Origin of the sequence: Isoptericola hypogeus (assembly GCF_039531145.1) — a bacterium.
Lineage (GTDB): Bacteria > Actinomycetota > Actinomycetes > Actinomycetales > Cellulomonadaceae > Isoptericola > Isoptericola hypogeus.
Genome location: NZ_BAAAPM010000003.1, coordinates 351,087 through 375,865 on the forward strand (window position 1 = coordinate 351,087; position 24,779 = coordinate 375,865).

17 protein-coding genes are annotated in these 24,779 nt (G+C 72.1%); 3 read left to right on the top strand and 14 right to left on the bottom strand.

All coding sequences use genetic code 11. The annotated features are described in order from the left end of the window. Window positions 1-7 precede the first annotated feature (7 nt). The 3 genes from ABD254_RS03905 to ABD254_RS03915 form a co-directional block, all read right to left on the bottom strand. Window positions 8-1,513 (bottom strand): glycoside hydrolase family 43 protein, encoded by a 1,506-nt coding sequence (locus ABD254_RS03905; RefSeq protein WP_344245853.1) that lies wholly within the window; start codon window positions 1,511-1,513, stop codon window positions 8-10. Window positions 1,514-1,610: 97 nt separating this feature from the next. Further along, a complete protein-coding gene (locus ABD254_RS03910) occupies window positions 1,611-2,690 on the bottom strand; it encodes a LacI family DNA-binding transcriptional regulator (protein ID WP_425553635.1) in 1,080 nt (359 codons plus the stop codon). A gap of 1 nt (window position 2,691) precedes the next feature. Continuing rightward, entirely contained in the window at window positions 2,692-3,261 is a 570-nt protein-coding gene (locus ABD254_RS03915) for a GNAT family N-acetyltransferase (protein ID WP_344245855.1), read from the bottom strand. Between the two features lie 68 nt (window positions 3,262-3,329). Between ABD254_RS03915 and purU the strand changes: the two genes are divergently transcribed. Beyond that, window positions 3,330-4,202, top strand: coding sequence for a formyltetrahydrofolate deformylase (gene purU / locus ABD254_RS03920; RefSeq protein ID WP_344245857.1), 873 nt, complete (start codon window positions 3,330-3,332; stop codon window positions 4,200-4,202). A 112-nt stretch (window positions 4,203-4,314) separates the two neighbouring features. Here the strand turns inward: purU and ABD254_RS03925 are convergent, their stop codons facing one another. Next, window positions 4,315-5,199 carry a VOC family protein gene (locus tag ABD254_RS03925; RefSeq protein ID WP_344245859.1) on the bottom strand — a complete coding sequence of 295 codons (885 nt, stop codon included), beginning with the start codon at window positions 5,197-5,199 and terminating at the stop codon, window positions 4,315-4,317. Between the two features lie 55 nt (window positions 5,200-5,254). After that, on the bottom strand, window positions 5,255-5,869 hold the full coding sequence (locus ABD254_RS03930; RefSeq protein ID WP_344245861.1) for an NADPH-dependent F420 reductase: 615 nt from the start codon (window positions 5,867-5,869) through the stop codon (window positions 5,255-5,257). A gap of 110 nt (window positions 5,870-5,979) precedes the next feature. Here ABD254_RS03930 and ABD254_RS03935 point away from each other — a divergent pair, with 110 nt between their 5' ends. After that, window positions 5,980-6,510, top strand: coding sequence for a MarR family winged helix-turn-helix transcriptional regulator (locus ABD254_RS03935; RefSeq protein ID WP_344245863.1), 531 nt, complete (start codon window positions 5,980-5,982; stop codon window positions 6,508-6,510). Window positions 6,511-6,605: 95 nt separating this feature from the next. Here ABD254_RS03935 and ABD254_RS03940 read toward each other — a convergent pair whose 3' ends face one another. The 8 genes from ABD254_RS03940 to chvE all read right to left on the bottom strand — a co-directional run bounded on the left by ABD254_RS03940 (window position 6,606) and on the right by chvE (window position 16,814). Then, window positions 6,606-7,712, bottom strand: a complete 1,107-nt coding sequence (locus ABD254_RS03940) for a substrate-binding domain-containing protein (protein WP_344245865.1) — start codon at window positions 7,710-7,712, stop codon at window positions 6,606-6,608. A gap of 75 nt (window positions 7,713-7,787) precedes the next feature. Then, on the bottom strand, window positions 7,788-9,068 hold the full coding sequence (gene mmsB, locus ABD254_RS03945; RefSeq protein ID WP_344245867.1) for a multiple monosaccharide ABC transporter permease: 1,281 nt from the start codon (window positions 9,066-9,068) through the stop codon (window positions 7,788-7,790). A 38-nt stretch (window positions 9,069-9,106) separates the two neighbouring features. Continuing rightward, entirely contained in the window at window positions 9,107-10,654 is a 1,548-nt protein-coding gene (gene mmsA / locus ABD254_RS03950; protein ID WP_344245869.1) for a multiple monosaccharide ABC transporter ATP-binding protein, read from the bottom strand. 164 nt (window positions 10,655-10,818) lie between these two features. Beyond that, the gene (locus ABD254_RS03955; RefSeq protein ID WP_344245871.1) at window positions 10,819-11,553 is read right to left on the bottom strand and encodes an ATP-binding cassette domain-containing protein; all 735 of its coding nucleotides are present in this window, start codon (window positions 11,551-11,553) and stop codon (window positions 10,819-10,821) included. Continuing rightward, window positions 11,550-12,731, bottom strand: coding sequence for an ROK family transcriptional regulator (locus ABD254_RS03960; RefSeq protein WP_344248486.1), 1,182 nt, complete (start codon window positions 12,729-12,731; stop codon window positions 11,550-11,552). Before ABD254_RS03960 ends, ABD254_RS03955 begins: the two co-directional genes overlap by 4 nt. A 114-nt stretch (window positions 12,732-12,845) precedes the next feature. After that, window positions 12,846-14,024, bottom strand: coding sequence for a multiple monosaccharide ABC transporter permease (gene mmsB, locus ABD254_RS03965; protein ID WP_344245873.1), 1,179 nt, complete (start codon window positions 14,022-14,024; stop codon window positions 12,846-12,848). Next, entirely contained in the window at window positions 14,021-15,580 is a 1,560-nt protein-coding gene (gene mmsA, locus ABD254_RS03970) for a multiple monosaccharide ABC transporter ATP-binding protein (protein WP_344245875.1), read from the bottom strand. The genes mmsB (ABD254_RS03965) and mmsA (ABD254_RS03970) overlap by 4 nt, the downstream gene beginning before the upstream one ends. A 79-nt stretch (window positions 15,581-15,659) precedes the next feature. After that, a complete protein-coding gene (gene chvE, locus ABD254_RS03975; RefSeq protein WP_344245877.1) occupies window positions 15,660-16,814 on the bottom strand; it encodes a multiple monosaccharide ABC transporter substrate-binding protein in 1,155 nt (384 codons plus the stop codon). Between the two features lie 381 nt (window positions 16,815-17,195). Here chvE and ABD254_RS03980 point away from each other — a divergent pair, with 381 nt between their 5' ends. Continuing rightward, window positions 17,196-18,677 (top strand): glycosyltransferase family 39 protein, encoded by a 1,482-nt coding sequence (locus ABD254_RS03980; protein ID WP_344248487.1) that lies wholly within the window; start codon window positions 17,196-17,198, stop codon window positions 18,675-18,677. A gap of 70 nt (window positions 18,678-18,747) precedes the next feature. Here ABD254_RS03980 and pulA read toward each other — a convergent pair whose 3' ends face one another. Continuing rightward, the gene (pulA, locus tag ABD254_RS03985; protein WP_344245879.1) at window positions 18,748-24,732 is read right to left on the bottom strand and encodes a pullulanase-type alpha-1,6-glucosidase; all 5,985 of its coding nucleotides are present in this window, start codon (window positions 24,730-24,732) and stop codon (window positions 18,748-18,750) included. Window positions 24,733-24,779 lie beyond the last annotated feature (47 nt).

Sequence of the window (24,779 nt, forward strand, 5' to 3'; positions counted from 1 at the left end):
GCGACGACTATCTCGCGTGGCCGTGGTCCGGCCTGGTCACGTCGAGCGTCGCGGCGTCGGTGCGCACGGTGCCGTGGGCGTTGGCGACGACGGCGCGCACCTGCAGGCCGTCCTGGTCGCGGCGTGCGTGCTTGATCGTCCAGGTCGCCGTGCCGTCCGCGGCGCGCGTCGCGCGGGCGGACGCGGTTGTCCAGGTCGTGCCGCCGTCGGCCGACACCTCCCAGGTGACGACGGGCACGGGCGTGCCCGACACCTCGACCTCGAAGCTCGCGCGCCGGTTGGCCCGCACCGTGAGGTCATCGGGCGCTGCCGTCACGGTCGGTGCCGCGGCGGTCTGGTCGACGACCGGCCAGCCGTCCTCCCACGCCAGGCGCTGCAGGCCGAGGGTCGGGAAGCCCGGGGCCGCCGCGTTGGAGGCGTCGTAGTAGTGGAAGGCGACGACGCCGTCCGACACCGACTGCCCGCCCGGGCCCACGACCGAGCCGTGCGACTGGAGGATGATCGTGCCGCCGCCGTCGACCATGTCCCGACCGTCGGCGTCGAGGTACGGGCCGGTGACGTCGCGCGAGCGGCCGACCGCCACCTTGTACGTGCTGTCGAGGCCCTGGCAGCAGGCGTCGAACGAGACGTACATGTAGTACCAGCCGTCGTGCTCCGCGATGTACGGCGCCTCGACGGGATTCCCCGCCATCATCCGGTCGACGAGGTGCGTGGCGTTCTGCAGCGCGCCGTCGGCGAGCGTGCCGCTGGGCCACTCGAGCTCGACCAGGAAGATGCCGTACCAGTACGAGCCGATCGCCATGTACGGCGTGCCGTCTTCGCCCTCCACGATGCCCGCGTCGATGGCGTTGAACGTCTTGCCGCCCGCGATCTCATTCGGGGAGCTGATGACCGGCCCCTGGTCGACCCACTCGAAGTCCGGGTCCTCCGGGTCGAGGGTCGTGTTGGTGGCGAGCGCCGTCACGGACGTGTTCGTCCCGAAGCGTGACGCCGAGTAGTACAGGTAGTACGTCCCGTCGTGCTCGTAGACCTCCGGCGCCCACAGGTTGTCCGGCAGCGTGCCCTGCCCGTCCGGCCCGGCGAACCGCTCATCGATCCACGCCGGGATCTCGTCCCAGACCGTGCCGTCATTGGCCCAGGTGACGCCCTCGTCGTGGCTCGACCACATCTGGATCGTGCCGCCGTTCTCGCGGTTCACCAGGCCCGTCGAGTACACGCGCCACGTGCCGTCGTCGTCGATGATCAGAGCCGGGTCATGGATGGGCGCCGTCTCACCGGTCACCGACAGGCCGCCTGTCGGCAGCGCGTCCGGGCGGACGTCGGGCCGGCGCAGGTCCGCGAGCGTGCTCACTCCCCCGCCGGCGAGCGCCGCGGCCGCTCTGTCGATCGTGCCGGACGTCGCGCCGGTCGTCGCCGTCGTCCCCGCGACCGCTGCCGCCGTCGGCACGGCCAGGGCCAGGGCCAGCGCGCCGGCCACCACCGCGGCGGCGCGCCTCGTCGTCGAACTGTGCATCCCCACTCCTCTACAACGATGTAGAACTTCAGACGCGGAGAACCTACCGACACCCGAGGGCGCAGGTCAACGTGCCGGAAGGTTGCCGGACTCGGGCTCAGACCCGCCCGGGCGCGCCCGTGCTGGACCGCACGACGAGCCGAGGGGCGATGCGCTCGGTCGCCACGCGCCGGCCGTCGAGCGCGCCGACGACCAGCGCGACGCTGCGCTCGCCGAGGACGTCGAAGGGCTGGCGCACCGTGGTCAGCGGCGGCACGAAGTAGGCCGCGCCCGCGACGTCGTCGAAGCCCACGACCGACACGTCCTCCGGCACCTTGAGACCGCGCTCCCAGAACGCGCGCAGCATGCCGAGCGCGAGCTGGTCGTTGCCGGCGAGCACCGCCGTCGGCCCCTCCCCCGCGGCGATCGCCTCGGCGAGGTCCCGGCCCGTGGCGTACCCGTCCTCGGCCGACCAGGTGCACTGCCGGGGGCGGGTCGGGACGACGCCGCGCGCCTCCAGCGCCTCGCGCCAGCCCGCGGCGCGCTCGCGCGCGTCGAACCAGTCCTGCGGCCCGGCGACGTGCAGCACGTCGCGGTGCCCGAGGTCGAGCAGGTGGTCGGTCGCCGCGCGCGCGCCCGCCCGCTGGTCGACCGCGAGGGACAGCGTCGTCGGCCCCGCCGGGGTGGTGCCCGTGTCGGCGGGCAGGTGCTCGAGCGCGGCCACCACCAGCACCGGGACCGGCGCGCGGAACGACTCCACGGCCGCCGCGACGTCGTCCTGCGGCGCGATGACGACGATCGCCTCCACGCCCTGGTCCATGAAGTGCTCGAGCGCCTCGTGCATCGCCACGGCGTCGTACCGGCGCAGCGTGGCGACCGAGACGTAGTAGCCGTGGTCGCGGGCCGCGCCCTCGATCGCGATGAGCGTGCTGGTGGGGCCGAACAGCGCCGAGCCCGTGGTCACGACGCCCAGGGTGGTGGACCGGGCCGTCGCGAGCGCGCGGGCGGCGCTGTTGCGGCGGTAGCCGAGGGTCGCGATCGCGGCGAGCACCCGTTCGCGCGTCTCGCCGCGCACGCTCGGGTGGTCGTTGAGCACCCGGGAGACCGTCTGGTGCGACACCCCCGCGACGGCCGCGACGTCCGCCATCGACGGCCGCCGCCCGGGGCGCGGGCGCGGCCCGGTCACGACGTCGCTCACCTCAACGGGCGTCGTCCGCGCGGGCACCGTCGGCCCCCGACGCCTCGTTGCGCGCGTCGACCTCGCCGAGCACGCGGCGCAGGTAGGTGAGCGTGAGCTTGCCCGCGGCACGGTCGTACTGCTCGGTGTACCCGTGCTTGGTGTACATGGCGAGGTTGTTCTTCGAGTCCTTGCCGGTGAACGCCCAGATCTCCGTGACCTGCTCGGGCAGGAACTGCAGGATGGCGAACATCAGCGACGTGCCGATGCCGCGGGCCTGCTGGTCCGGGGCCACCGCGAGCCGGCCGAGCGTCGCCTTCGACCCCTCGATCTCGAGCCGCAGCGACCCGACGAGCCGGTGCCCCTCCCACGCGCCCACCGTCACGACGTCGTCGCGCGCCATGTCGTCGCGCAGCTCGTGCAGGGTCTGCGTCAGGGGCGGGATGTGCGGGTCGTCGTAGAGCTGCGCCTCGCTGACGAACGCCGCCCGCCGGAGGGTGAGCAGCTCGCCCGCGTGCGCGTCGTCGACCAGCGCGATCCGCATGTCCGTGGCCGTCGTGTCCTTGGCGTCGGTGCCGGAAGGGTCGTTCATGGGTTCATCGTCGCAGACGACGACGGACGTGTCGTCGGTCGGGCGGGACGGTCCGGCACAATGGCCGGGTGACGACGAGCCTCGGGGACCGCGACGCCACCACCGAGTGGGTGCTCACGCTGTCGTGCCCCGACCGGCCCGGGATCGTGCACGCGGTCGCCGGGGTGCTCGCCGACCACGACGGCAACATCACGGAGTCGCAGCAGTTCGGCGACCCGGCGTCGGGGCTGTTCTTCATGCGGGTGCAGGTCGAGGCTCGAGCGGGGCGCGCCGAGCTCGAGGCCGCGCTCTCACCCGTGACCGAGCAGTTCGGGATGACCTGGGAGCTCGACGTCGTCGGCCGGCGCCTGCGGACGCTCGTCCTGGTCAGCAAGGCCCCGCACTGCTTGGTCGACCTCCTGTACCGCGAGCGCTACCAGGACATGCCGGTCGACGTCGTCGGCGTCGTCGGCAACCACGCCGACCTGGCCGACATGGCAGCGTTCTACGGCAAGCCGTTCCACCACGTGCCGGTCACCGCCGCCACCAAGGCCGCGGCGGAGGACCGCCTGCGGGACCTGGTCGCCGAGCTCGATGTCGAGCTGGTCGTGCTCGCCCGGTACATGCAGATCCTGTCGGACGGGCTGTGCCGCGACCTGCAGGGCCGGGTCATCAACATCCACCACTCGTTCCTGCCCAGCTTCAAGGGCGCCCGCCCGTACGCCCAGGCGCACGACCGCGGCGTCAAGCTCATCGGCGCCACGTCGCACTACGTCACCGGCGACCTCGACGAGGGGCCGATCATCGAGCAGGACGTCGAGCGCGTCGACCACTCACGCGCCGTCGCCGACCTCGTGGCCCTCGGGGAGGACGTCGAGCGGCGCACCCTTGCGCGCGCCGTGCGGTGGCACGCCGAGCACCGCGTGCTGCTCGACGGCCACCGCACCGTCGTCTTCCGCTGAGGACTCACCCCGGCACCCCCTGTTGCCGAACAGGCGGTTGACACCGTGATGCGGGCCGCGATGCGGCCAAAGCGGAGTCAACCGCCTGTTCGGCGTTCCGGGTTTGGGCGCGTCAGGCGACGGAGACCTCGACGAGGGTGTTCCACGGGTCGTCGAACCTCAGGGTCCGCCCGTCGTCGCGCGTGGCGACGCCCGCGTGCCGCAGCCGGTCGGCGAGGGCGCCGACCTCGTCGCGCGTGGGCACCGTGAGCGCGACCTGACCCAGCCCCAGCGTGGCGGCGCGGGGCCCGGCCCCGGCGCTGTTCCAGGTGTTCATCGCCATGTGGTGGTGGTAGCCGCCGGCGGCCACGAACAGGGCGCCGTGGAACGTGGCCATGATCTCGAAGCCGAGGGTGTCCACGTAGAACCTCTGCGCCGTCGGGACGTCGCCCACCTGGAGGTGGACGTGGCCCACCTGCGCGGCCTGCCCGGCCGTGCCGGCCAGCGCCTCCTCGGTGAGGTGGCGCCGGAGGAACTGCTGCGGGTCGAACCAGTCGGAGCCCATCGCCACGCGGTCGCCGTCGCGCTGCCAGGTGTCCCGCGGCCGGTCCCAGTACAGCTCGACGCCGTTGTCCTCGGGGTCGGTGAAGTAGAACGCCCGCGAGACCCAGTGGTCCGCGTTGCCGGCGAACCGCGAGAGCGGGTGCTGCGCGGCGTGCGCGACGGCGGAGGCGAGCGCCTCCTCCGTGTCGAAGAGGATCGCCGTGTGGAACAGGCCCGCCTGCCCGCGGGACGCCGCCGGCAGGCCCGGCGTGTGCTGCAGCACGACGACGGCCACGCCACCGCGGCCGAGCACCACCCGGCCGGGGGCCACGGACTCACGTGCTCCGGACGCCGGGATCTCCTCGAGCGCGAGCGCCTCGCGGTAGTAGGCGCTCATCGCTGAGAGGTCCCCGACGTGCAGGGTGACGGCGCCCATCGCGGTCTCGGCCGCGAGGAGGTCTGCGGTGCGGGTCATGATCGGCTCCTGGGGGTGGGACGCGGAGGGTGACGCGGAGGGTGACGCGGACGGCTCAGAGCAGCGCGAACCCGGTGGTCCACTGCGTCCTCTCGCCGGCGGCGAGGGTGAGCTGCAGGAAGCCCAGGGCCTCGAGCTCGCGGGCGCGCGCCAGCGAGCCGGCGTCGACGACCCGGACCCCGGACCCGTCGAACGCCGCGGCGAAGCCCGCCTTGGCGTCGGCGTCGTCGCCCGCGACGAGGACGGTCGTCGGCACGTCGTCGACGGTGCCGCTCGCGAGCGTCGCGGCAAAGTTGGTGTTGAACGCCTTGAGCACGGTCGCGCCCGGGACCTTCGCGGCGAGCTCCGCGGCGGCCGACGAGTCGGCCGGCACGACGAGCGAGTCGAACGTCGAGAAGTCCAGCGGGTTGGTGATGTCGACGACGGTGCGACCGGCGAGCTGGTCGCCGTAGGTCGCGACGACGTCGTCGAGTGCCGGGTACGGGAGCGCGAGGACGACGACGTCGCCCACCAGCGGCTCGCCGAAGCCGGTCGCTGTGACGTCGGCGCCGGTGGCCGCCGCCTTGGCCCGGTCGCGGGCGACGACCTGGACGTCGTTGCCGCCCGCGAGCGCGAGCCCTGCGATCGCGGCGCCCATGTTCCCGCTGCCGATGATGCTGATGGTGGCCATGGTGTCCTCCTCGGTTCCGCGCCAGCCGGTTTGGTTGACGTGACAACCAACGTACGCCGCTATAGTTGTAGCGTCAACCTTCTGAACCGGAGAGACGAAGAGGAGTCACCGTGACGACCGATGCGACAGCAGGCGCGACGACCGGACCGTCCGACGCGCCGCGCTGGCTCGACGCGGAGCAGATGCGCAGCTGGCTCCGGCTGCAGGCGGTGATCGAGCTGCTGCCCGCGGCCCTCGACCAGCAGCTGCGCCGGGACGCCGGACTGACCCACTACGAGTACGTGGTGCTCGCGATGCTCTCCGAGGCCCGGTCCCGCGAGCTGCGCATGAGCGAGCTGGCGCGGCTCACCAGCGCCACGCTCCCCCGGCTGTCGCACGTGGCCCGGCGTCTGGAGGCCCGGGGGTACCTCGTGCGCACCGCCGCGCCCGACGACAAGCGGGCGACGGTCGCCCGGCTCACCGAGGACGGCTGGCAGAAGGTCGTCGCGAGCGCCCCCGGGCACGCCCGCACGGTGCTGGAGAGCGTCTACGACGACCTCGACGCCCACGAGGTCGCCGCGCTCTCCGGCGCGCTCGGCAAGGTCCTGGCCCACATCGACCCGCACGACAGGTTCGGCCTCGGGCGCGAGCACGACCGGTAGGGGCCGCGGGCGGCGCCGACACGGCGACGGGCCACGATCCCGCAGGATCGTGGCCCGTCGTCGAACGCCGGCGGCTCAGGCCGCCGGATACCGCATCACATCGTGAGGTCCTCGAGCGTCGGGTCGCCCGCGTAGACGTCCGCCGCGTTCTCCTCGGTCACGATGACCGGCTCGAGCAGGTTGGCCGGGACCACCTTGACGCCGTTGTCGTACGTCTCGGTGTCGGTGACCGTGGGCTCCTCGCCGGCCTTGTACGCGTCGACGGCGTCGATCGTCGCCTGGACGAGCTGGCGCGTGTCCTTGTAGATCGTCGAGTACTGCACGCCGGCCATGATCGACTTCACGGACTCGACCTCGGAGTCCTGGCCGGTGATGACCGGGACGTCCTTGCCGGCCTGCTTGGCCGACGTCAGCGCGGCGCGCGCCAGGGTGTCGTTCGGGGACAGGACGCCGTGCAGGTCGTCGTCCTTGTAGCTGCCCGACAGGATGGTGTCCATGCGGTTCTGGGCGTTCTCCGCCTCCCAGCCCTGCGTGGCGGCCTGCTGCTGGGTGACCTGGCCCGACTTCACGACCAGGGTGCCGTCGTCGATCTTCGGCTGCAGGATGCTGATCGCGCCGTCGAAGAACGGCTTCGAGTTCGCGTCGTCGGGCGAGCCGGCGATGAGCTCGATGTTGTACGGGCCCTCACCCTTGCGCTCCGCGAGGCCCTCGAGCAGGGCCTGGCCCTGGAGCTCGCCGACGTGGAAGTTGTCGAACGCCTCGTAGACGTCGACCGCGTCGGTGTTCTGCAGGAGGCGGTCGTAGGCGATGACGGGGATGCCGGCGCTCTCGGCGGCCTCGAGCTGCGAGCCGAGCTGCGAGCCGTCGATCGCACCGACGACGAGCACCTTGACGCCCTGCTCGATCATGGCCTGGATCTGGTTCTGCTGCTCCGAGACGCCGCCGTTGGCGAACTGCACGATCGGGTCGTACCCCGCCTCGGTGAGGCCGTCGTTGAACAGGTTCTCGGCGAGGACCCAGTTCTCCGACGTCTTCTGCGGCAGCGCGACGCCGATCTTGGCGCCGTCCTCGAAGCCGGCCGCCGCGGACTCGCCGCCCTCGTCCGGCGTCTCACCGCCGCGGTCGGAACCGGAGCAGCCGGACAGCGCCAGGGCGCTCACCGCCGCGAAGGCCACGAGGCCCGTTGCGAACTTCGTCTTCATGGGGTCCAACTTTCTTCTACGAGGCACCCGTCGTCGGATGCCTGGGGGAGGGAGAGAGGCTTCAGGGAAGGGTGGTCAGTTGCGCGAGCTCGCCCCGTCGGCGACGGGCAGCTCGGCCTGCGGCTCCTCCGTGCCGGGCGTCGCGCCCTTCTTGCCGAGCCACGGGAAGACCAGCCCGATGATCGACGGGCGGCCGGTCACCTTGCTGTGCACGTCGAAGGCGACGGCGACCAGGAGCACGAGGCCCTTGATGATCTGCGTGGTGTCGGAGCCGACGCCCATGAGCTGCAGACCGTTGTTGAGCACCGCCATCACGAGGCCGCCGATGACCGACCCGACGACGGTGCCGACGCCGCCGGAGACCGCGGCGCCGCCGATGAACACGGCCGCGATGGCGTCGAGCTCCCACATGTTGCCGTCGGACGGTCCGGACGCCGTGGCCCGGCCCACGAACACCATGCCGGCCACTGCGGCGAGGATCGACATGTTCATCATGACGAAGAAGTTCACGTGGCGGATGTTCACGCCCGAGAGCGCGGCGGCGGCGCGGTTGCCGCCGACGGCGTAGACGTGACGGCCGCCGATGGTCCGCGACGCGATGAAGTTGTAGAAGATGACGAGCACGGCGAGCACGACGCCCGGGATCGGGAACGAGGTGCCGTACCGGCCGCTGCCGAACAGGTACGTGACGTACCCGATCACCGCGGCGACGACGACGACCCGCACGATCGCCACCCAGACCGGCGGCAGCTCGAGGCCGAGGCGCGTGGCGCGGGCCCGGCGGCGGAGCTCCGACCAGACCACGGCGGCGATCGCGAGGACGCCCAGCAGCAGCGTGGAGTTGTTGAGCCCCGTGTTCGGTCCCCACTCGGGCAGGTAGCCCGCGCCCAGCTGCTGCAGCTGCTCCGGCACCGGCACGGTCGACGAGTGGCCGATGCGCTGGTTGAGGCCGCGGAACAACATCATGCCCGCGAGCGTGGTGATGAAGCCCGGGATGCCGACGTAGGCCACCCAGAACCCTTGCCAGGCGCCGATCACCGCCCCGACCGCGAGGCCGAGCAGGATGCCGACCCACCAGGGGATCCCCCAGTCGCGCAGCGCGATGGCCACGATGATGCCGGTCACCGCGGCCACCGAGCCGACGGACAGGTCGATGTGCCCCGCGATGATGACCAGGACCATCCCGATCGCGAGGATGAGGATGTAGGAGTTCCCGATGATGATGTTCTGCGCGTTGGAGGGCGTGAGCACGAGGCCGCCGGTCCTCCACTGGAAGAAGGCGATGAGCGCGAGCAGCGCGACCACCATGCCGTACTGGCGGATCCCGCCGCCGAACAGCTGCTTGAGTGACGACATCGTCGTGAGTTCCTTCTCGTGCTCGTGGGTGGGTCTGGTCAGCGCGCGGCGGCCGTCGGGGCGCCGGTCATGAGGCGCATGAGCTCCTCCTGGGTGGCGTCCTCGCGCGACAGCTCACCGGTCACGCGCCCCTCGAAGACGGTGTAGATCCGGTCGCAGAGGCCGAGGAGCTCAGGGAGTTCGGAGGAGATGACGACGACGCCCTTGCCCTCGTCCGCGAGGCGCTGCACGAGGCCGTAGATCTCGTACTTGGCCCCGACGTCGATGCCGCGCGTCGGCTCGTCGAGGATGAGGAGCTCCGGCTCGGTGAACATCCACTTGGCGAGCAGCACCTTCTGCTGGTTGCCGCCCGAGAGGGTGGAGACGCCGTCGCGGACGCTGGGCGCCTTGACCCCGAGGGACTTGCGGTACTCCTCGGCGGACAGGAACGCCTTGTCGTCGTCGATCACCGGCCCGGTCGACACCCGGCGCAGGTTCGCCGCGACGACCGTCTCCTTGATGGTGTCGAGCAGGTTGAGGCCGAGCGCCTTGCGGTCCTCGGAGACGTAGGCGATGCGGTGCCGGATGGCCGACAGGACGTCGGGCACCGAGATCTGCTTGCCGTCCATGCGGATCGTGCCCGACAGGTAGCGGCCGTAGCTGCGCCCGAAGATCGAGCGCGCCAGCTCGGTGCGGCCGGCGCCCATGATGCCGGCGAAGCCGACGATCTCGCCGCGCCGGACGGAGAACGTCGACTGCTTGCACACCAGGCGGCCGGGCACCTCCGGGTGCTCGACCGTCCAGCCGTCGACCTCGAAGAAGGTCTCGCCGATCGTGGGGGTGTGGTCGGGGAACCGGGACTCGAGCGACCGGCCCACCATCCCGCGGATGATGCGGTCCTCGTTGATCTCGCCGGCGGCGATGTCGAGCGTCTCGACCGCCTTGCCGTCGCGGATGATCGTGATCGAGTCGGCGACCTCCTCGATCTCGTTGAGCTTGTGGGAGATCATGATGCTCGTCAGGCCCTTGGAGCGCAGGCCCCGCAGCAGGTCGAGCAGGTGCTCGGAGTCGTCCTCGTTGAGGGCCGCGGTGGGCTCGTCCAGGATGAGGAGCTTGACGTCCTTCGCGAGCGCCCGCGCGATCTCCACGAGCTGCTGCTGACCGACGCCGATGTTCTTGACCAGCGAGTCCGGCGACGCCCGCAGCCCGACCCGGGCGAGAAGCTCGGTCGCGCGCCGGCGGGCGTCGTCCCAGTCGATGCCGATCCGCCCGCGGACCTCGTTGCCGAGGAAGATGTTCTCCGTGATCGACAGCTCGGGGATCAGCGCGAGCTCCTGGTGGATGATCACGATCCCCGCGTGCTCGCTGGACCGGATGTCCTTGAACTCGACGACCTCGCCCTGGTAGACGATCTCGCCCGAGTAGGTGCCGTGCGGGTAGACGCCCGACAGGACCTTCATCAGCGTGGACTTGCCCGCGCCGTTCTCGCCGCAGATGGCGTGGATCTCGCCGGCCCGGACCTCGAGCGACACGTCGTCCAGGGCGCGGACCCCGGGGAACTCCTTGGTGATCGACCGCATCTCGAGCACGGCGTGGCGATCGGGCATCGCATCTCCTTCGAGCGACGGACAGGCAATCACTGACTGTCCGGTAAGTCGGGCACCGGCGACGCTAGACCGGACGATTTCTTGTCGTCAACTTCTGAACACAAGCCGTGTCCCGATGGTGACCTGACGAAGGCGTGGAGTCCGGTTTGACCGGAACGGCCGCGTCAGGCCGCGCCGGTGATGGCGGCCAGGATGTCCTCGTGCGTGGCGGTCGCGGGGAACGACCCGTTGTTGCGGCCGTGCCGCAGGACCTCGATGCGGTCGGACACAGCCCGCACGTCGTTGAGGTTGTGGCTGATGAGGATGACGCCCAATCCTAGGTCCCGCAGGCGCTCGATGTGCGTGAGGACCTCGGCGGTCTGCGCCACCGAGAGCGCGGCCGTCGGCTCGTCCAGCACGACGATCCGCGGGGAGCCGATGAGCGTGCGCGCGATCGCCACGGCCTGGCGCTGCCCGGCCGACAGGTGGCGCAGCGGCGTGCGCACGGACGGGATCCGCACGGTCAGATGGTCCAGCAGCCGCCGCGTCTCGGTCTCCATCTCACCGTCGTGCAGGAGCCCGACGCGCGAGCGCAGCTCCTGGCCGAGGAAGACGTTCGCGGTGACGTCGAGGTTCTCGCACACGGCGAGGTCCTGGAACACGCTCGCGACCCCGAGCTGGTTCGCCGCCGACGGCGAGCCGAGCGTCACCTGCTCCCCCGCGATCTCCACCATGCCCGAGGACGGGGTGAGCACCCCGGACACGATCTTGGCCAGTGTCGACTTCCCGGCGCCGTTGTCGCCGACGAGCGCCACGACCTCGTGGGCATGCACGTCGAGGTCGACCTCGACGAGCGCCTCCACGGCCCCGAAGTACTTGCTGACCTCGCGCAGCGAGAGCAGCGGCGTGCGTGCCTTCACGGGGTTCCTCTCTGCGTCGTCTCGTCGGGACGCTCGAAGACGTCCGTGTGCGCCAGCGCGAGCGCCAGGGCCCCCTCCAGCTCGGCGCGCGTGCCGAGCTGCGCCGGCACGACGTCGAGCGGGGAGACCTGCTGCAGCAGCGTGCGCCGGCGCAGCGCGTCCCGCAGCGGGCCGAGGAGCACCTCGCCCGTCTCGGCGAGCGCCCCGCCCACGACGACGAGCTCGGGGTTGAGCGACGTCGCCAGGCCCGCGACGACGCCTCCGATCACCGTGCCGGCGTCGGCCACGATCTCACGGCATCCGGGGTCGTCGTCGTTCGCGAGCCGGACGACGTCACGCAGCGTCAGGCGGCCGTGGCTCGCGCGCAGCGGCTCGAGGAGCGCCCGGTCGCCCACCACCGTGTCGAGGCAGCCCCGGCTCCCGCACGGGCAGATGTTGCCCCCCGGGTCGACCTGGACGTGCCCGATCTCGCCCGCGGTCCCGGCGACCCCGCGGTGCACGCGGCCGCCGAGGACGATGCCCGCCCCCACGCCGTGCCCCGCGCGGACGTAGAGCGCGTCGTGCACGTCGCGGGCGGCCCCGACGGTGCTCTCGGCGAGCGCCCCGAGGTTCGCGTCGTTGTCGACGTAGACCGGGCGCGCGAGCCGTTTCTCCAGCACCTGCGCGACCGGCACGCCGTCCCAGCCCCGGAGGATGCCGCGCACGGTGACCTGGCCCGAGGACGCGTCCACCGGGGCGGGCAGCCCGATCCCGATGCCGAGCACCTCGTCCAGGCCGGCCCCGACGCGGTCCAGCAGGTCGACGACGAGGAGCGCCGCCCGGTCGAGGCTCGTGTCGGCGCGGTGCTCGTCCGGCAGCGGCAGCACCTGCTCCGCCAGCACCTCGTGCGAGACGTCGGCGATCGCGACCGTCAGGTGGCGCGTGCCCACGAGGACGCCGGCCACCAGGCCGACGCGGTGTGCGAGCGTCACGAGCTGGGCCCGCCGCCCGGAACGGATCGTGCCTCGGACCTCGACCAGCTCCGCGCCGACGAGCTCCTTGACGATCGTCGAGACCGTCGCCGGAGACAGGCCGGTGGCCCCCGTCAGCTCGACCTGGGTGAGCCCGCCGTGCCGCTTCACGGCGTCGACCACGCGGGCGCGGTTGGCCTCGCGCAACGAGGACTGCGACCCCACCATCGGCAGCCGTCCTCTCACGCCGGGAAGTCTAGGGTGCGACGGCGCGCGGGACGGCGGTCGTCCGCCGCCCCGCGCGCCGCGGGGACGTGGCCCGGCGCTGCCGGACCGTCACGGTCAGCGCAGCGCGGCCGCGCGGCGCCGGTTGAAGATGTCGAAGGCGACGGCCAGCAGCAGGACCAGGCCCTTGACGATCGGCTGGACCGCCTGCGACACGCCCATGAGCTGCATGCCGTTCGACATGACGGCCATGATCAGGCCACCGATGATCGCGCCGCCCACGCGGCCGACGCCGCCGGACGTGGACGCGCCGCCGATGAAGCAGGCCGCGATCGCGTCGAGCTCGAACATGTTGCCCGCCCCGGGCTGCGCGCCGTTGACGCGCGACGAGTACACGACGCCCGCGATGGAGGCGAGGAAGCCCATGTTGACGAAGATCCAGAAGTTCACCCGCTTGACCTTCACGCCCGACAGCTGGGCCGCGTGCAGGTTGCCGCCGACGGCGTACACGTGGCGGCCGAACACCGACCGCTGCGTGACCAGCGAGTAGATGATGACCAGCACCGCGAGCAGGATCAGCACGACCGGCAGGCCGCGGTAGGTGGCGAGCTGGTAGCCGAACCACATGACGACGACCGCGACGACGACGATCTTCGCCACGAACAGCGGCATGGACTCGACCGTCTGCTGGTAGGCGATCTTGCCGCGGCGGGTGCGCCACTGGGAGACGGCGTAGCCGGCCACGCCGAGGCCGAAGATCACCAGCGTGAAGACGTCGTAGCCCTGACCGCCGAACAGGCCGTTGAGGAACCCGTTGGCGATCTCGTAGTACGTGCCGCCGAACGGCGAGAGGGACACGTTGTCCAGCACGACGTAGGTCAGGCCGCGGAACAGGAGCATGCCGGCGAGCGTCACGATGAAGCCCGGGATGCCCACGTAGGCGACCCAGAACCCCTGCCAGGCCCCCACGAGGAGGCCGACGACGAGCGCGGCGAGCACACCGGCCCACCAGGGCGCGCCGCCCTGGATCACGACGACCGCCGACACGGCGCCCGTCAGCGCGACCACCGACCCCACGGACAGGTCGATCTGGCCGGCGATGATGACCATCACCATCCCGATCGCGAGGATGAGGATGTACGTGTACTGCAGGACGATGCTCGTCAGGTTCCGCGACGAGAGGAACATCGGGTCGAGGATGGCGAACAGGGCGACGATCGCGACGAGCGCGATGAAGATCCCGCTCTGGCGCATGTTCCGGGTCAGCAGGTCCCGGACCCCGGCGATGGCGTTCATGAGGCGTCTTCCTTCGTGGGCATGGGCTGGTCGCGCTCGATCGTCATGAGCTCCATGAGGCGCTCCTGCGTCGCGTCCGCGACGGGCACCTCACCGGTGATGCGACCGAAGGCGAGCGTGTAGATCCGGTCGCAGGTGCCGAGCAGCTCGGGCAGCTCGGAGGAGATGACGACGACCGCCTTCCCCGCGGCGACCATCTTGTTGATGATCGTGTAGATCTCGAACTTGGCCCCGACGTCGATGCCGCGCGTGGGCTCGTCGAGGATGAGGACGTCCGGCTCGGTGTACAGCCACTTGGACAGCACGACCTTCTGCTGGTTGCCGCCCGAGAGCTGGCCGACCACCGAGGTGACGTTCGGCGCCTTGATGTTGAGGCTCCGCCGGTACTCCTCGGCGACCCGCAGCTCCTCGTTGCCGTTGACCCAGCCGCGGGGGGCGAGCTTGCCCAGGCCTGCCGAGGAGATGTTGCGCCGGATGTCCTCGATGAGGTTGAGGCCGTAGACCTTGCGGTCCTCGGTGGCGTACGCGATGTGGTGGTCGATCGCCTCGGCGACCGAGCGCGCCTGGATCTGCTTGCCGTCCTTGTACAGGCGGCCGGAGATGTTGCGGCCGTACGAACGCCCGAACACGCTCATCGCGAGCTCGGTGCGGCCCGCGCCCATGAGCCCGGCGATGCCGACGACCTCGCCGGCGCGCACGGTGAACGACGCGTTGTCGATGACCTTGCGGCCGACCTGCGTCGGGTGGAAGACCGTCCAGTCCTCGACGCGCAGCACCTCGTCGCCCACCACGCTCGAGCGCTCCGGGAACCGGTGCTCGAGGTCGCGGCCGACCATGCCGCGGATGATCCGCTCCTGGGTGGAGGACGGGTCGGACATGTCGATCGTCTCGATCGTCTTCCCGTCGCGGATGATCGTGGTGCGGTCGGCGATCTCGGCGATCTCGTTGAGCTTGTGGGAGATGATGATCGACGTGATGCCCTGGTCCTTGAGACCGCGCAGGAGCCCCAGCAGGTGCTCGGAGTCGGTGTCGTTCAGGGCGGCCGTGGGCTCGTCCAGGATCAGCAGGCGCACCTTCTTCGACAGCGCCTTGGCGATCTCGATGAGCTGCTGCTTGCCCACGCCGAGCTGGTTGACGGGCGTGACGGGGTTCTCGTCGAGGCCGACCCGCCGCAGCAGCGCCAGCGCCTCGGAGTTGGCCTGGTTCCAGTCGATGAGCCCGCCGCGCCCGCGGCGCTCGTTGCCGAGGAAGATGTTCTCGGCCACGGACAGGTACGGCACCAGGGCGAGCTCCTGGTGGATGATGACGATGCCTTCGGCCTCGGAGTCGTTGATCGACCCGAACTCCGCAGCCTTCCCGTCGAGGACGATGTCGCCGCTGTAGGTGCCGTGCGGGTACACGCCCGACAGCACCTTCATCAGCGTCGACTTGCCCGCGCCGTTCTCGCCGCAGATCGCGTGGATCTCGCCCTCGGTGACGTCCAGGCTCACTCCGGCGAGCGCCTTGACGCCGGGGAACTCCTTGGTGATCTCTCGCATCTCGAGGATCGTGCTCATGCGCCCTCGTCCCTCCTTCGGGGAAGCGGGCCCCGGCCCGCCCGTGTGGACGTGCCGGGACCCGCGGGAGTGGATCGGGTCAGGAGGCCTGACCGGCGTCGATCTCGTCCTGCGTCCAGTACTCGCTGTCGACCAGCTCGGACTGGATGTTGTCCGCGTAGACGGTGACGACGTCGAGCAGGTAGGACGGCACGACCTTCACGCCGTTGTCGTACGTCTCGGTGTCGTTCGCCTCGGGCTCCTCGCCGGCGAGGAACGCCTCCGCGGCGACGACGGCCTGGTCGGCGAGCAGGCGCGTGTCCTTGAAGATGGTGGACTGCTGCACGCCGTCCTGGATGAGCTTGACCGACGCGATCTCGGCGTCCTGCCCGGTGACGACCGGCAGGCCCTCCTCCATGGTCGGGCCCATTCCCTCGCCCTGGAGCGCGGTGATGATGCCGCGGGAGATGCCGTCGAACGGCGAGAGCACGCCGTCGAGCTTGGTGTCACCCGAGTACGTGGAGGTCAGCAGGTTCTCCATGCGGGCCTGGGCGGCCTCCTGGGACCAGCGCAGCGTCGCGGCCTGCTCGATGTCCGTCTGGTTCGAGGGGACCACGAGCGAGCCGTCGTCGAGGAACGGCTGGAGCGTCTTCATCGCACCGCTCCAGAAGAAGTGCGCGTTGTTGTCGTCCAGCGAGCCCGCGAAGAGCTCGATGTTGAACGGGCCCTTCTCGCCGGTCGGCTCCCCGGCCTCGTCGGTGAGGCCCAGGCCGAAGAGCAGGGCGTTGGCCTGCGCGACGCCGACCTTCTCGTTGTCGAACGACACGTAGAAGTCGACGTTCTCGCTGTCGCGGATGAGCCGGTCGTAGGAGATGACCGGGATGTTCTCGGCCGCGGCGGCCTCGAGCTGGCTGGTCAGCGCCGTGCCGTCGATGGCCGCGATGATCAGCAGGTCCGCGCCCTGGGTGATCATCTGGTCGATCTGCTGGGTCTGGGTCGGGATGTCGTCGCCCGCGAACTGCAGGTCGACCTCGTAACCGGCCTCCTCGAGGCCCGACTTCACGGCGTCGCCGTCGGCGATCCAGCGCTCGGAGGTCTCCGTCGGCATCGCGACGCCGACCTTGATCTCCTCGTCGCCGTTCCCCGCGGCCGGGCTCTCTCCACCGCTTCCGGCGCCCTCACCGCCGCAGGCGGTCAGCGCCAGCGTCAGTGCCGCACCGGCGGCCACCGCGCTCATGGTCTTGGCGAGTCGCATCCTCGCGCTCCTTCTCGTCGTCGAGTGTCCCCCGGCGGCGACCATCGCCGTCGGCGCCCTCCGGGCCGGGCGCACCCGGCCGGTCGAGCCGGTCCGCAATACAGCCTGCTGTCTTCGACTTCCGAAGTCAAAGGTCCGAGGGGGTGAAGGCGATAACGATCCGATCACAGCGCCGGAGCCCCCGGAGCGGGCGGCCGGGACCGCCCGTCGTTGCTCGAACGCACCGCCCGAGACGAGGGTCCTGTCCGCACCCCGCGTTAGTTCGGGCTCCGAACACAACGGCCAGGAGCGACGTCGCCGTGTCGCCTGGGCCGCGACCGCGGTGTGCCACCGTGGACACGTGCACCACGACGCCGATCCCCTCGGCCTGCCGCGGTGACCATGACGGCAGGCCGGACCACGGCGGGGCGCACGCTCCCCGCCGTCGCCTGGTTGCCCGTCGGTGCGGTCGCCGTGGCGCTCGCGGCCGTCCTCACCGCGACGAGCGGCCGGTACGGGTACCACCGGGACGAGCTCTACTTCCGCATGCTCGACCCCGCCTGGGGGTACGTCGACCAGCCACCGCTGACACCAGGGCTGGCCCGCGCCTTCACCCGCATGCTCGGCGACACGGTCGAGGCGATGCGGGTACCTGCGACCCTCAGCCTCGTCGGGGCCGTGCTCCTGGCCGCACTGCTGGCCCGGGAGCTGGGCGGGCGCGGAGGCGCGCAGGTGCTCGCGGCGGGCGCCTTCGGCACGGCCGCGACGCCGCTGATCTTCGGCCACACGTTCCTGACGGCCAGCCTCGACCTCGTCGTGTGGGGCGGAGTGCTCTGGTGCGTGGCACGGGCGCTGCTGGCCGACCACCGGTTCTGGGTGGTCGCGGGCGCGGTGGCCGGCGTCGGGATGTACAACAAGCTGCTCGTCGGCGCGCTGCTCGGCGCGCTCGCGGTCGGGATCCTCGTCGCCGGCCCGCGCCGCGCGCTGGCGACGCCCTGGCCCTGGGCGGGCGCGGCGACGGCGCAGGTCGTGGGCCTGCCACAGCTGCTCTACCAGGCGGGCCACGGGTGGCCGCAGCTGGCGATGGGCGAGGCCCTGCGCGCGGCGAACGCCGCCGACGTCCGCGTCGACATGTGGCTCTTCCAGCTGCTGACCCTGGGACCGCCGCTGGCGGTGGTCTGGGTGGTCGGCCTCGTGGCGCTCTGGCGCCGGCCGGCCTGGCGCCCGTTGCGCGGCCTCGTGGTCGCCTACCCGGTGCTCCTCGCGTTCACCTTCGCCGCGGGCGCGCAGGTCTACTACGCGTCCGGCCTGGTCACGGCGTTCCTCGCCGCGGGGGCGGTCGTCGTCGCGCAATGGGCCCGCACGACGGCGCGGCGGGTCGCCGTCGTCGGGCTCGTGACGCTCAACGCCGTGGGCTGCGCGCTGATCGCCCTCCCGCTGGTGCCCGTGACGACGCTCGGCGAGACGCCGGTGCCCGACCTCAACCAGACGGCGCGGGACGCCGTCGGCTGGCCGGACTACGTGCGGCAGATCGAGGCGGTCCACGACGCGCTGCCGGACGCCGACCGGGAGCGGTCCGTCGTCGTGACCCAGAACTACGGCGAGGCGGGAGCCGTGGACCGGTTCGCGGCCCACCTGCCGGTGTACTCCGGCCACAACGCCCTGCACGCCCTCGGCCCGCCGCCCGACGACGCGACGGTCGCGGTCGTCGTCGGGGACGGCGTCTCCGCGTGGTCGCGGAGCTTCGCGGCGTGCGAGGTCGCGGACCGCCTCGACAACGGCGTCGACGTCGACACCGAGGAGCAGGGCGTCGCCGTCATGATCTGCCGCGACCCCGTCGGCGGCTGGGACGCCGTCTGGCCCCGCCTCGCGCACCTGGACTGACAACGGTGGTCGAGCCCGTCGAGACCAGCACCTCGGCGGCGGGTCCCGGCGGGCTCGACCACCGGTCGTCCTACTGCCGGTCGACCAGGACGGCGACCGTGCGGGCGGGCACGGTCACCGTGCCCGTGCGCGCGTCCCACCCCGTCTGTCGCACGACGTCGTCGCTCCCGGTCGCCTGGACGCGCGACAACGCGTAGTCGCGGCCGGCGAGCTCCGGGAGCTCCAGCGTGACGGCGTCCGGCGAGGCGTTGAACACCGTGAGCACGCCGTCCCGCCGCCGGTCGACGTCCCGGCCGACGGTGTCGTCGACCGCCATCGCGACGACCCCCGGGGCGGCGTCCGGCCCGGCGCCGGGGAACGACACCTTCTGCTCGATCAGCGCGGCGCTGCCCAGCCGGAACAGCCGGGTCGAGGAGCGCAGCTCGAGCAGGTCGCGGGCGGCGTCGGAGGCCACCTCGATGTCGGCGGGTGCCGGCTTGAGGGCCGGGTCCGCCAGGAGCGGGGCCAGGACCGGCCAGGCCTCGGAGTTGTCGGCCGCCGGCGGCAAGCCGCGGCCGAAGCCGTTGTCCTGCCCCGACCAGTCGATCGCGTTGAACCAGTCGCCCGAGTCGTAGGAGTTGCGGTCCAGCGACTTGCTGCGCAGCAGGTCCGTGCCCGCGTGCCAGAACGACGGGGTCTGCGCGAGCGCCGTCGTGGCGAGCGAGACCGTGTTCATCCGCACCCGGTCCGCCATCGCGGTCTCCTGCGGCAGCTTGAGCGTCAGCAGGTCGAAGAGGGTCTCGTTGTCGTGCGCGTCGACGTAGGTGACGACCTCCTCCGGGGAGTCGGCGTACCCGGCCGGCGCCCCGCGGTAGTCGAGGTCCTCGCCCCGCGTGACCTCGCCGGCGGCGTCGTCGGTCGCCCGGAACGCGAAGTCGCGCAGGTTGCCCGCGAGCCCGAGGCGCACGAGGTCGGTCTGGTGGCCGAGGTCGGCGGCCTCGTCGCCGGAGCCGTCGTTGACGCTGCCCGGCTCGCCCTCGGTCGCCTCCCGGCCGTTCGGGTCGGTGAACAGCCCGGTGCCGAAGCCCTGCGTGAACCGCGACGCCGCGTCCACCGGCGACCCGCCGTGCACGGCGTCGCGCAGCCGGTCGCTGAACGTGCCGATCCCGGTGCCGCCGAGCTGGCCCTGCGTGGCCTGCGTGAACAGGGCGTTGTCCGCGACCTCGCCGAAGTTCCAGCCCTCGCCGTACAGGTACACCCGCGAGCCGTCCACGCCGTCCTTGCGGGGCGTGAGCTCGTCCAGCGCCGTCCGGACGGCCTCCATGGTGTCCCGCGAGTGGTGGCCCATGAGGTCGAAGCGGAAGCCGTCGACCCTGTAGTCGCGGGCCCACGTGACCACGGAGTCGACCATCAGCTTCTCCGCCATCGCGTGCTCGGTGGCGACGTTCTGGCAGCAGGTGCTGGTCTCGACCGCGCCCGTCGTCGGGTTCAGCCGGTGGTAGTAGCCCGGCACGACCTTGTCGAGCACGCTCTTCGGGTCCTGCCCGCTCGCCGCTGTGTGGTTGAACACCTGGTCGAGCACGACCTGCAGGCCCGACGCGTGCAGCGAGCCCACCATGGTGCGGAACTCCGCGACGCGGGCCCCGCCGTCGGCCTGCACCGCGTAGGAGCCCTCCGGCACCGAGAAGTGCAGCGGGTCGTAGCCCCAGTTGAAGCCGTCGCTCGCGGCGACGTCCGCCACCGCCGCCTGCTGCTCCGCCGAGTCCGGCGCGAGGCCGGACAGGTCGCCCGTCGTCTCCTGGTCGGCGCGGTCCTCGGGGATGGACGCGATGTCGAACGTGGGCAGCAGGTGCACCGTCGTCAGCCCCGCACGCTCGAGGGAGCGCAGGTGCCGCATGCCGTCCGACCACGGCACCGCGAACGCGCCGTACGTGCCGCGCAGCCGCGGGGGGACCGTCTCGTCGCTGATCGAGAAGTCGCGCACGTGCAGCTCGTAGATCGTCTGGTCCACGAGCCGTTCGACGACGGGCTGGCGGGCGAGCCGCCACAGCAGCGGCTGCCACCGGCGGTCGTCGAGGTCGAGCACCACCGAGTGCGTCGAGTCGAGGGTGAGGCCGGCCGAGTACGGGTCGGTGACGACGTTCGTCTCGACCCTCCCGGTGCCCGGCACGTACACCGTGACCGCGTACCGGTAGCGGGCGCCGTCCCACGCGAGGCCCTTCGCCGCGCGCTTGCCGTCGAGCGTCCACGACCCGTCGCGCTCGCGGACCGCGTCGAAGCGCTCCGGGTCGTCGTCCAGGTCGCGGCCCGCGGGCCAGACCAGCAGGTCCACGTCCTTCGCCGTCGGCGCCCACAGCGCGAACGACGCCCACTTCCCGCTCGGGTGCAGCTGCGCCCCGAGGTCCCGGTCCGCGGCCGCCTCGGCGTACAGGTCGTCGAGCACGCCCGGCACCTGGACGCCGGTCGCGGCCGTCAGTCCGTCGCCGGACTCCCGCGTCACGAGCAGCTGGCCCGTCAGCAGATCCTCGACGACGGCGCGGCCCAGCGGCTCGCCGCGCTGTCCTGAGCTTGCGCTGTCCTGAGCCTGTCGAAGGGTCGAAGGGTCGTCGCCGACGGGCGCGAGCACGGCGTGACCCGCGAGCGCCGGGAAGTCGCGCGCGACGTCGTCGGGCACGTCCCCCGCGGGCGCGAGCGCGTACGACGCGGCCCCCTCCGGCAGCTCCCCGCCGTCCGGGCCCCGCACCTCGCCGTCCGCGACCGCGAGCCCGCCGTCGGGCGCCGCCCACAGCGTCCACTCCTCGCCGGCGCCGAGGTCGCCCGGCGCGAGCAGGAGGCCCTCCCGCACCCAGTGCGCGGCCTGCTGGCCGACCCCGGGCAGCGGCGGGTTCTCCACCCCGATCTCGAGGACGTGGGAGGCGATGTCGTACGAGAACGTCACCGTCTCGCGGGCCCCTCCTGAGCCTGTCGAAGGGTCGCCCACGCTGAAGGAGTAGTTGGCGCCGTCGGGCGCGCCGCCGACGCCGTAGTTCTCGGCCCAGCTCAGGCCGTGTGCCACCTTGGCCTCGTACGCGCCCGCGGCGAGCCGGTCCGTGGACCAGGTGTACGTGCCGTCCCCGTCCGGGTCCTTGAGCCAGGACGCCAGGCAGTCCGGCGCCCAGGCGACAGGTTCGCCCGAGCTGCTCCGGCAGCCCACCTGGTCCTGGAACGACCCGGCCAGCGTGACCACCGGACCCTGCGCCGTCGACGAGAAGTCGTGGCTCACCGGGTCCCAGTAGAACGTGATCTCACCGCCGTCGTGGGAGTAGGTGGCGTTCACGCCGCCCGCCTCGCCGCCGACGCCGTAGTTGAGGTCCCACGAGCCGTTGACCGCGACCTTGTACTCGTGGTCGCCGGCGGGCAGGTCGAACGTCCCCTCCCAGACGCCGTCCGGGCGCTCGGTCAGGCGCGCGCCCTCGCAGTCCGGCGTCCAGTCGCCCGCGCAGCCCATCTCGCTGTTGTGGCTGCCCGGCACGGTGACCAGGTCGATCTCCGGCTCGGGCTCGATGTCCCCGACCGCGCCGGAGACGTCCACCCCCACGGAGGCGAAGGTGGACGACGCCGCGCGGTCGCCGTCGGCGTCGGTCGTCACCGCCCGGTACTCCACGAGCGTGCCCTCAGCCAGGTCGGAGGCGTCGTCGTCGACGTCGTGGAAGACGCGCGGCGTCGTGTCCTCGGCGGTGCCGAGGTGGTGCCACCCGCCGGTGCCGACCTCGCGCCACGCGAACGACGTCTCGGCCCACGCGTCGTCGTCGACGTCGGCCGCGACGGCGGCGGTGCCGGTCACGGCCGCGCCGGGCGCGGGGACGGCGACGTCGATCGCGCCGTCGCCGCCCGCGCCCACGGTGCGGTCCGCGCGCAGCACGACGGCGGACGTCGCGGGCACGGTGAGGGTCACGGTGCCGTCGTCGGCGGCGGTCAGGGTCTCGCCCTCGCCCGCCAGGCCGCCGTACAGGACGTCGTACGACGCACCGGGCGTGAGGGTCGCGAAGGTCGCGGACCTCTCGGACGCCGCGTTGTTCACCGCGACCAGGTGCTCGACCTTCTCGGTGCGGTCCACGCGGCTGAAGGCGTAGATCCCCGCCCCGTTCTCGGCGTACCGCTCGAACTGCGCCCCGGTGGCGAGCGCCGGATGCGCCTCGCGCAGGGCCGCCAGCTCGGCGATGTGCGTGTACAGCGGCGCGCCCGTGTCGTAGCGGTCCACGCTGCCCGCCTGCTCGCCGGTCACGAGCGGCTGGTCGGCGTACTCGTCGACCTGGGTGGCGAACAGGCTCTGGCGGGCGCCCTTGTCCCCGCCGGTGCCCGCGAAGCCCTGCTCGTCGCCGTAGTACACGACCGGCTGGCCGCGCGTGAGGTACATGAGCTCGTGCGCCAGCTCGTCGCGGCCCAGCGGGTCGTCGGTGCCGGCCAGCATGTACCCGACCCGGCCCATGTCGTGGTTGCCGAGGAACGTCGGGAGCGCGGAGGCGGACTTCGTGGGCGTCGTGTACCGGTCGTCGCTCGCGAACAGGCTCGCCAGGCCGCGGGCGCTGTTGCCGCTCGCGTAGCTCGTGGCCGCCGCCTGGAACGAGAAGTCGAGCACGGAGCTCATGTCCGTGCCGCGCACGTACGGGGACGTCTTGGCGGCATCCGCGTCGTACACCTCGCCGAACATGAAGAAGTCGTCCTTGCCCGCCGCGTGCGCGTGGTCCATGACCGCGGCGGACCACGTCTCCCAGAACTCCGGGTTCACGTGCTTGACCGTGTCGATGCGGAAGCCGTCGATGCCCAGGTCGACCCAGTCGGTGTAGACGTCGACGAAGCCGTCCACCACCGTCGGATCCTCGGTCATGAGGTCGTCCAGGCCGTCGAAGTCGCCGTAGGTGACGGACTCGCCCGTCCACGTCGAGTTGCCTCGGTTGTGGTAGAGCGTCGGGTCGTTGAGCCAGGCCGGGACCTTGAGGTCCGCGTCCTGCGGCGCGACCTGCGGCGTGTACGGGAACGACGTCGCCGCGTCGAGCGCCGGGAAGTCGGCCGTGCCCGCGACGTCGGCCGGGTCGAAGGCGTTCCCGTCGGCGTCGGTGTACGGCGATGTCGCCTGGTCGACGTAGCCGTACGTGCCCTCGGCGTAGTCGACGACGTCGGCGGTGTGGTTGGTGATGATGTCGAAGTAGACCTTGATGCCGCGCTCGTGCGCGTCGGCGATGAGCGCCTCGAGCTCCGCGTTGGTGCCCAGGTGCGGGTCGATCCGCGTGAAGTCCGTGATCCAGTAGCCGTGGTAGCCGGCACTCGCGTCGTCGCCCGTGCCCTGCACCGGGCGGTTGAGGAACGACGGCGTCAGCCAGATGGCCGTGGTGCCGAGGCCCTCGACGTAGTCGAGCCTCTCCCGCAGCCCGGCGAGGTCGCCGCCGGAGTAGAACCCCTTGTCCGTCGGGTCGAGGCCCGTCGCGAGCCGGTCCCCCTCGAGCCCGCCGGCGTCGTTGGTCGCGTCGCCGTTGGCGAAGCGGTCGGTCATGACGAAGTAGAACCGCTCGTCCGAGCCGGCCTGGCGCACCGGCGGGGCGACCAGCGCCGCGTCCGTCGCCTCGTCGTAGCCGCCCGCCAGCGTCAGCGGGACCACGGCGATGCGGTGCGTGGTGTCGTCGTAGGTGACCCGGACCCGCGCGTCGCCGCCGAGCACCAGCGGCGCGTTCGCGTCCGTGCCCTCGCGGCCGTACGACTCGTCCCAGCCGCCGTCGAGCGCCACCTTGTACTCGTACGTCCCGGCGGGCAGGTCGAGCTCGGCGGTGAACGTGCCGTCGCCCGCGGGAGCGAGCGCGGTGGCCGCGCAGGCCGGGTCCCAGTCCTGGGCGCAGCCGAGCTCGGTCTGGAGGCTGCCCACGAGGGTCGCGGTGCGGTCCGCGGCGCCGGCCGCCGGGGCGGTCGTCACGGCGACGCCCGCGAGCCCCGCGGCGAGGGCCGGGACGGCGAGCGCGACGGCAGTAAGCGACGCCGCCGCGCGGGTCGCGGGCCGTCGAGGACTGTGGAGCCGATGGGCGCGGGGCTCGTCAACAGCGGGCAAGGAGGACTCCTTCGTCGTCCGGGCGCGCGAGTCGCGACCCGCCGCGA

Coding starts and splice junctions, on each gene's coding strand:
- ABD254_RS03960 (WP_344248486.1), bottom strand. CDS start 12,731: ATGGTGGGGTCGCAGTCCTCGTTGCGCGAGGCCAACCGCGCCCGCGTG.
- mmsA (WP_344245869.1), bottom strand. CDS start 10,654: ATGCCCGATCGCCACGCCGTGCTCGAGATGCGGTCGATCACCAAGGAG.
- chvE (WP_344245877.1), bottom strand. CDS start 16,814: ATGCGACTCGCCAAGACCATGAGCGCGGTGGCCGCCGGTGCGGCACTG.
- mmsB (WP_344245873.1), bottom strand. CDS start 14,024: ATGAACGCCATCGCCGGGGTCCGGGACCTGCTGACCCGGAACATGCGC.
- mmsB (WP_344245867.1), bottom strand. CDS start 9,068: ATGTCGTCACTCAAGCAGCTGTTCGGCGGCGGGATCCGCCAGTACGGC.
- ABD254_RS03915 (WP_344245855.1), bottom strand. CDS start 3,261: ATGAACGACCCTTCCGGCACCGACGCCAAGGACACGACGGCCACGGAC.
- mmsA (WP_344245875.1), bottom strand. CDS start 15,580: ATGAGCACGATCCTCGAGATGCGAGAGATCACCAAGGAGTTCCCCGGC.
- ABD254_RS03905 (WP_344245853.1), bottom strand. CDS start 1,513: ATGCACAGTTCGACGACGAGGCGCGCCGCCGCGGTGGTGGCCGGCGCG.
- ABD254_RS03940 (WP_344245865.1), bottom strand. CDS start 7,712: ATGAAGACGAAGTTCGCAACGGGCCTCGTGGCCTTCGCGGCGGTGAGC.
- ABD254_RS03930 (WP_344245861.1), bottom strand. CDS start 5,869: ATGGCCACCATCAGCATCATCGGCAGCGGGAACATGGGCGCCGCGATC.
- ABD254_RS03925 (WP_344245859.1), bottom strand. CDS start 5,199: ATGACCCGCACCGCAGACCTCCTCGCGGCCGAGACCGCGATGGGCGCC.
- ABD254_RS03980 (WP_344248487.1), top strand. CDS start 17,196: ATGACGGCAGGCCGGACCACGGCGGGGCGCACGCTCCCCGCCGTCGCC.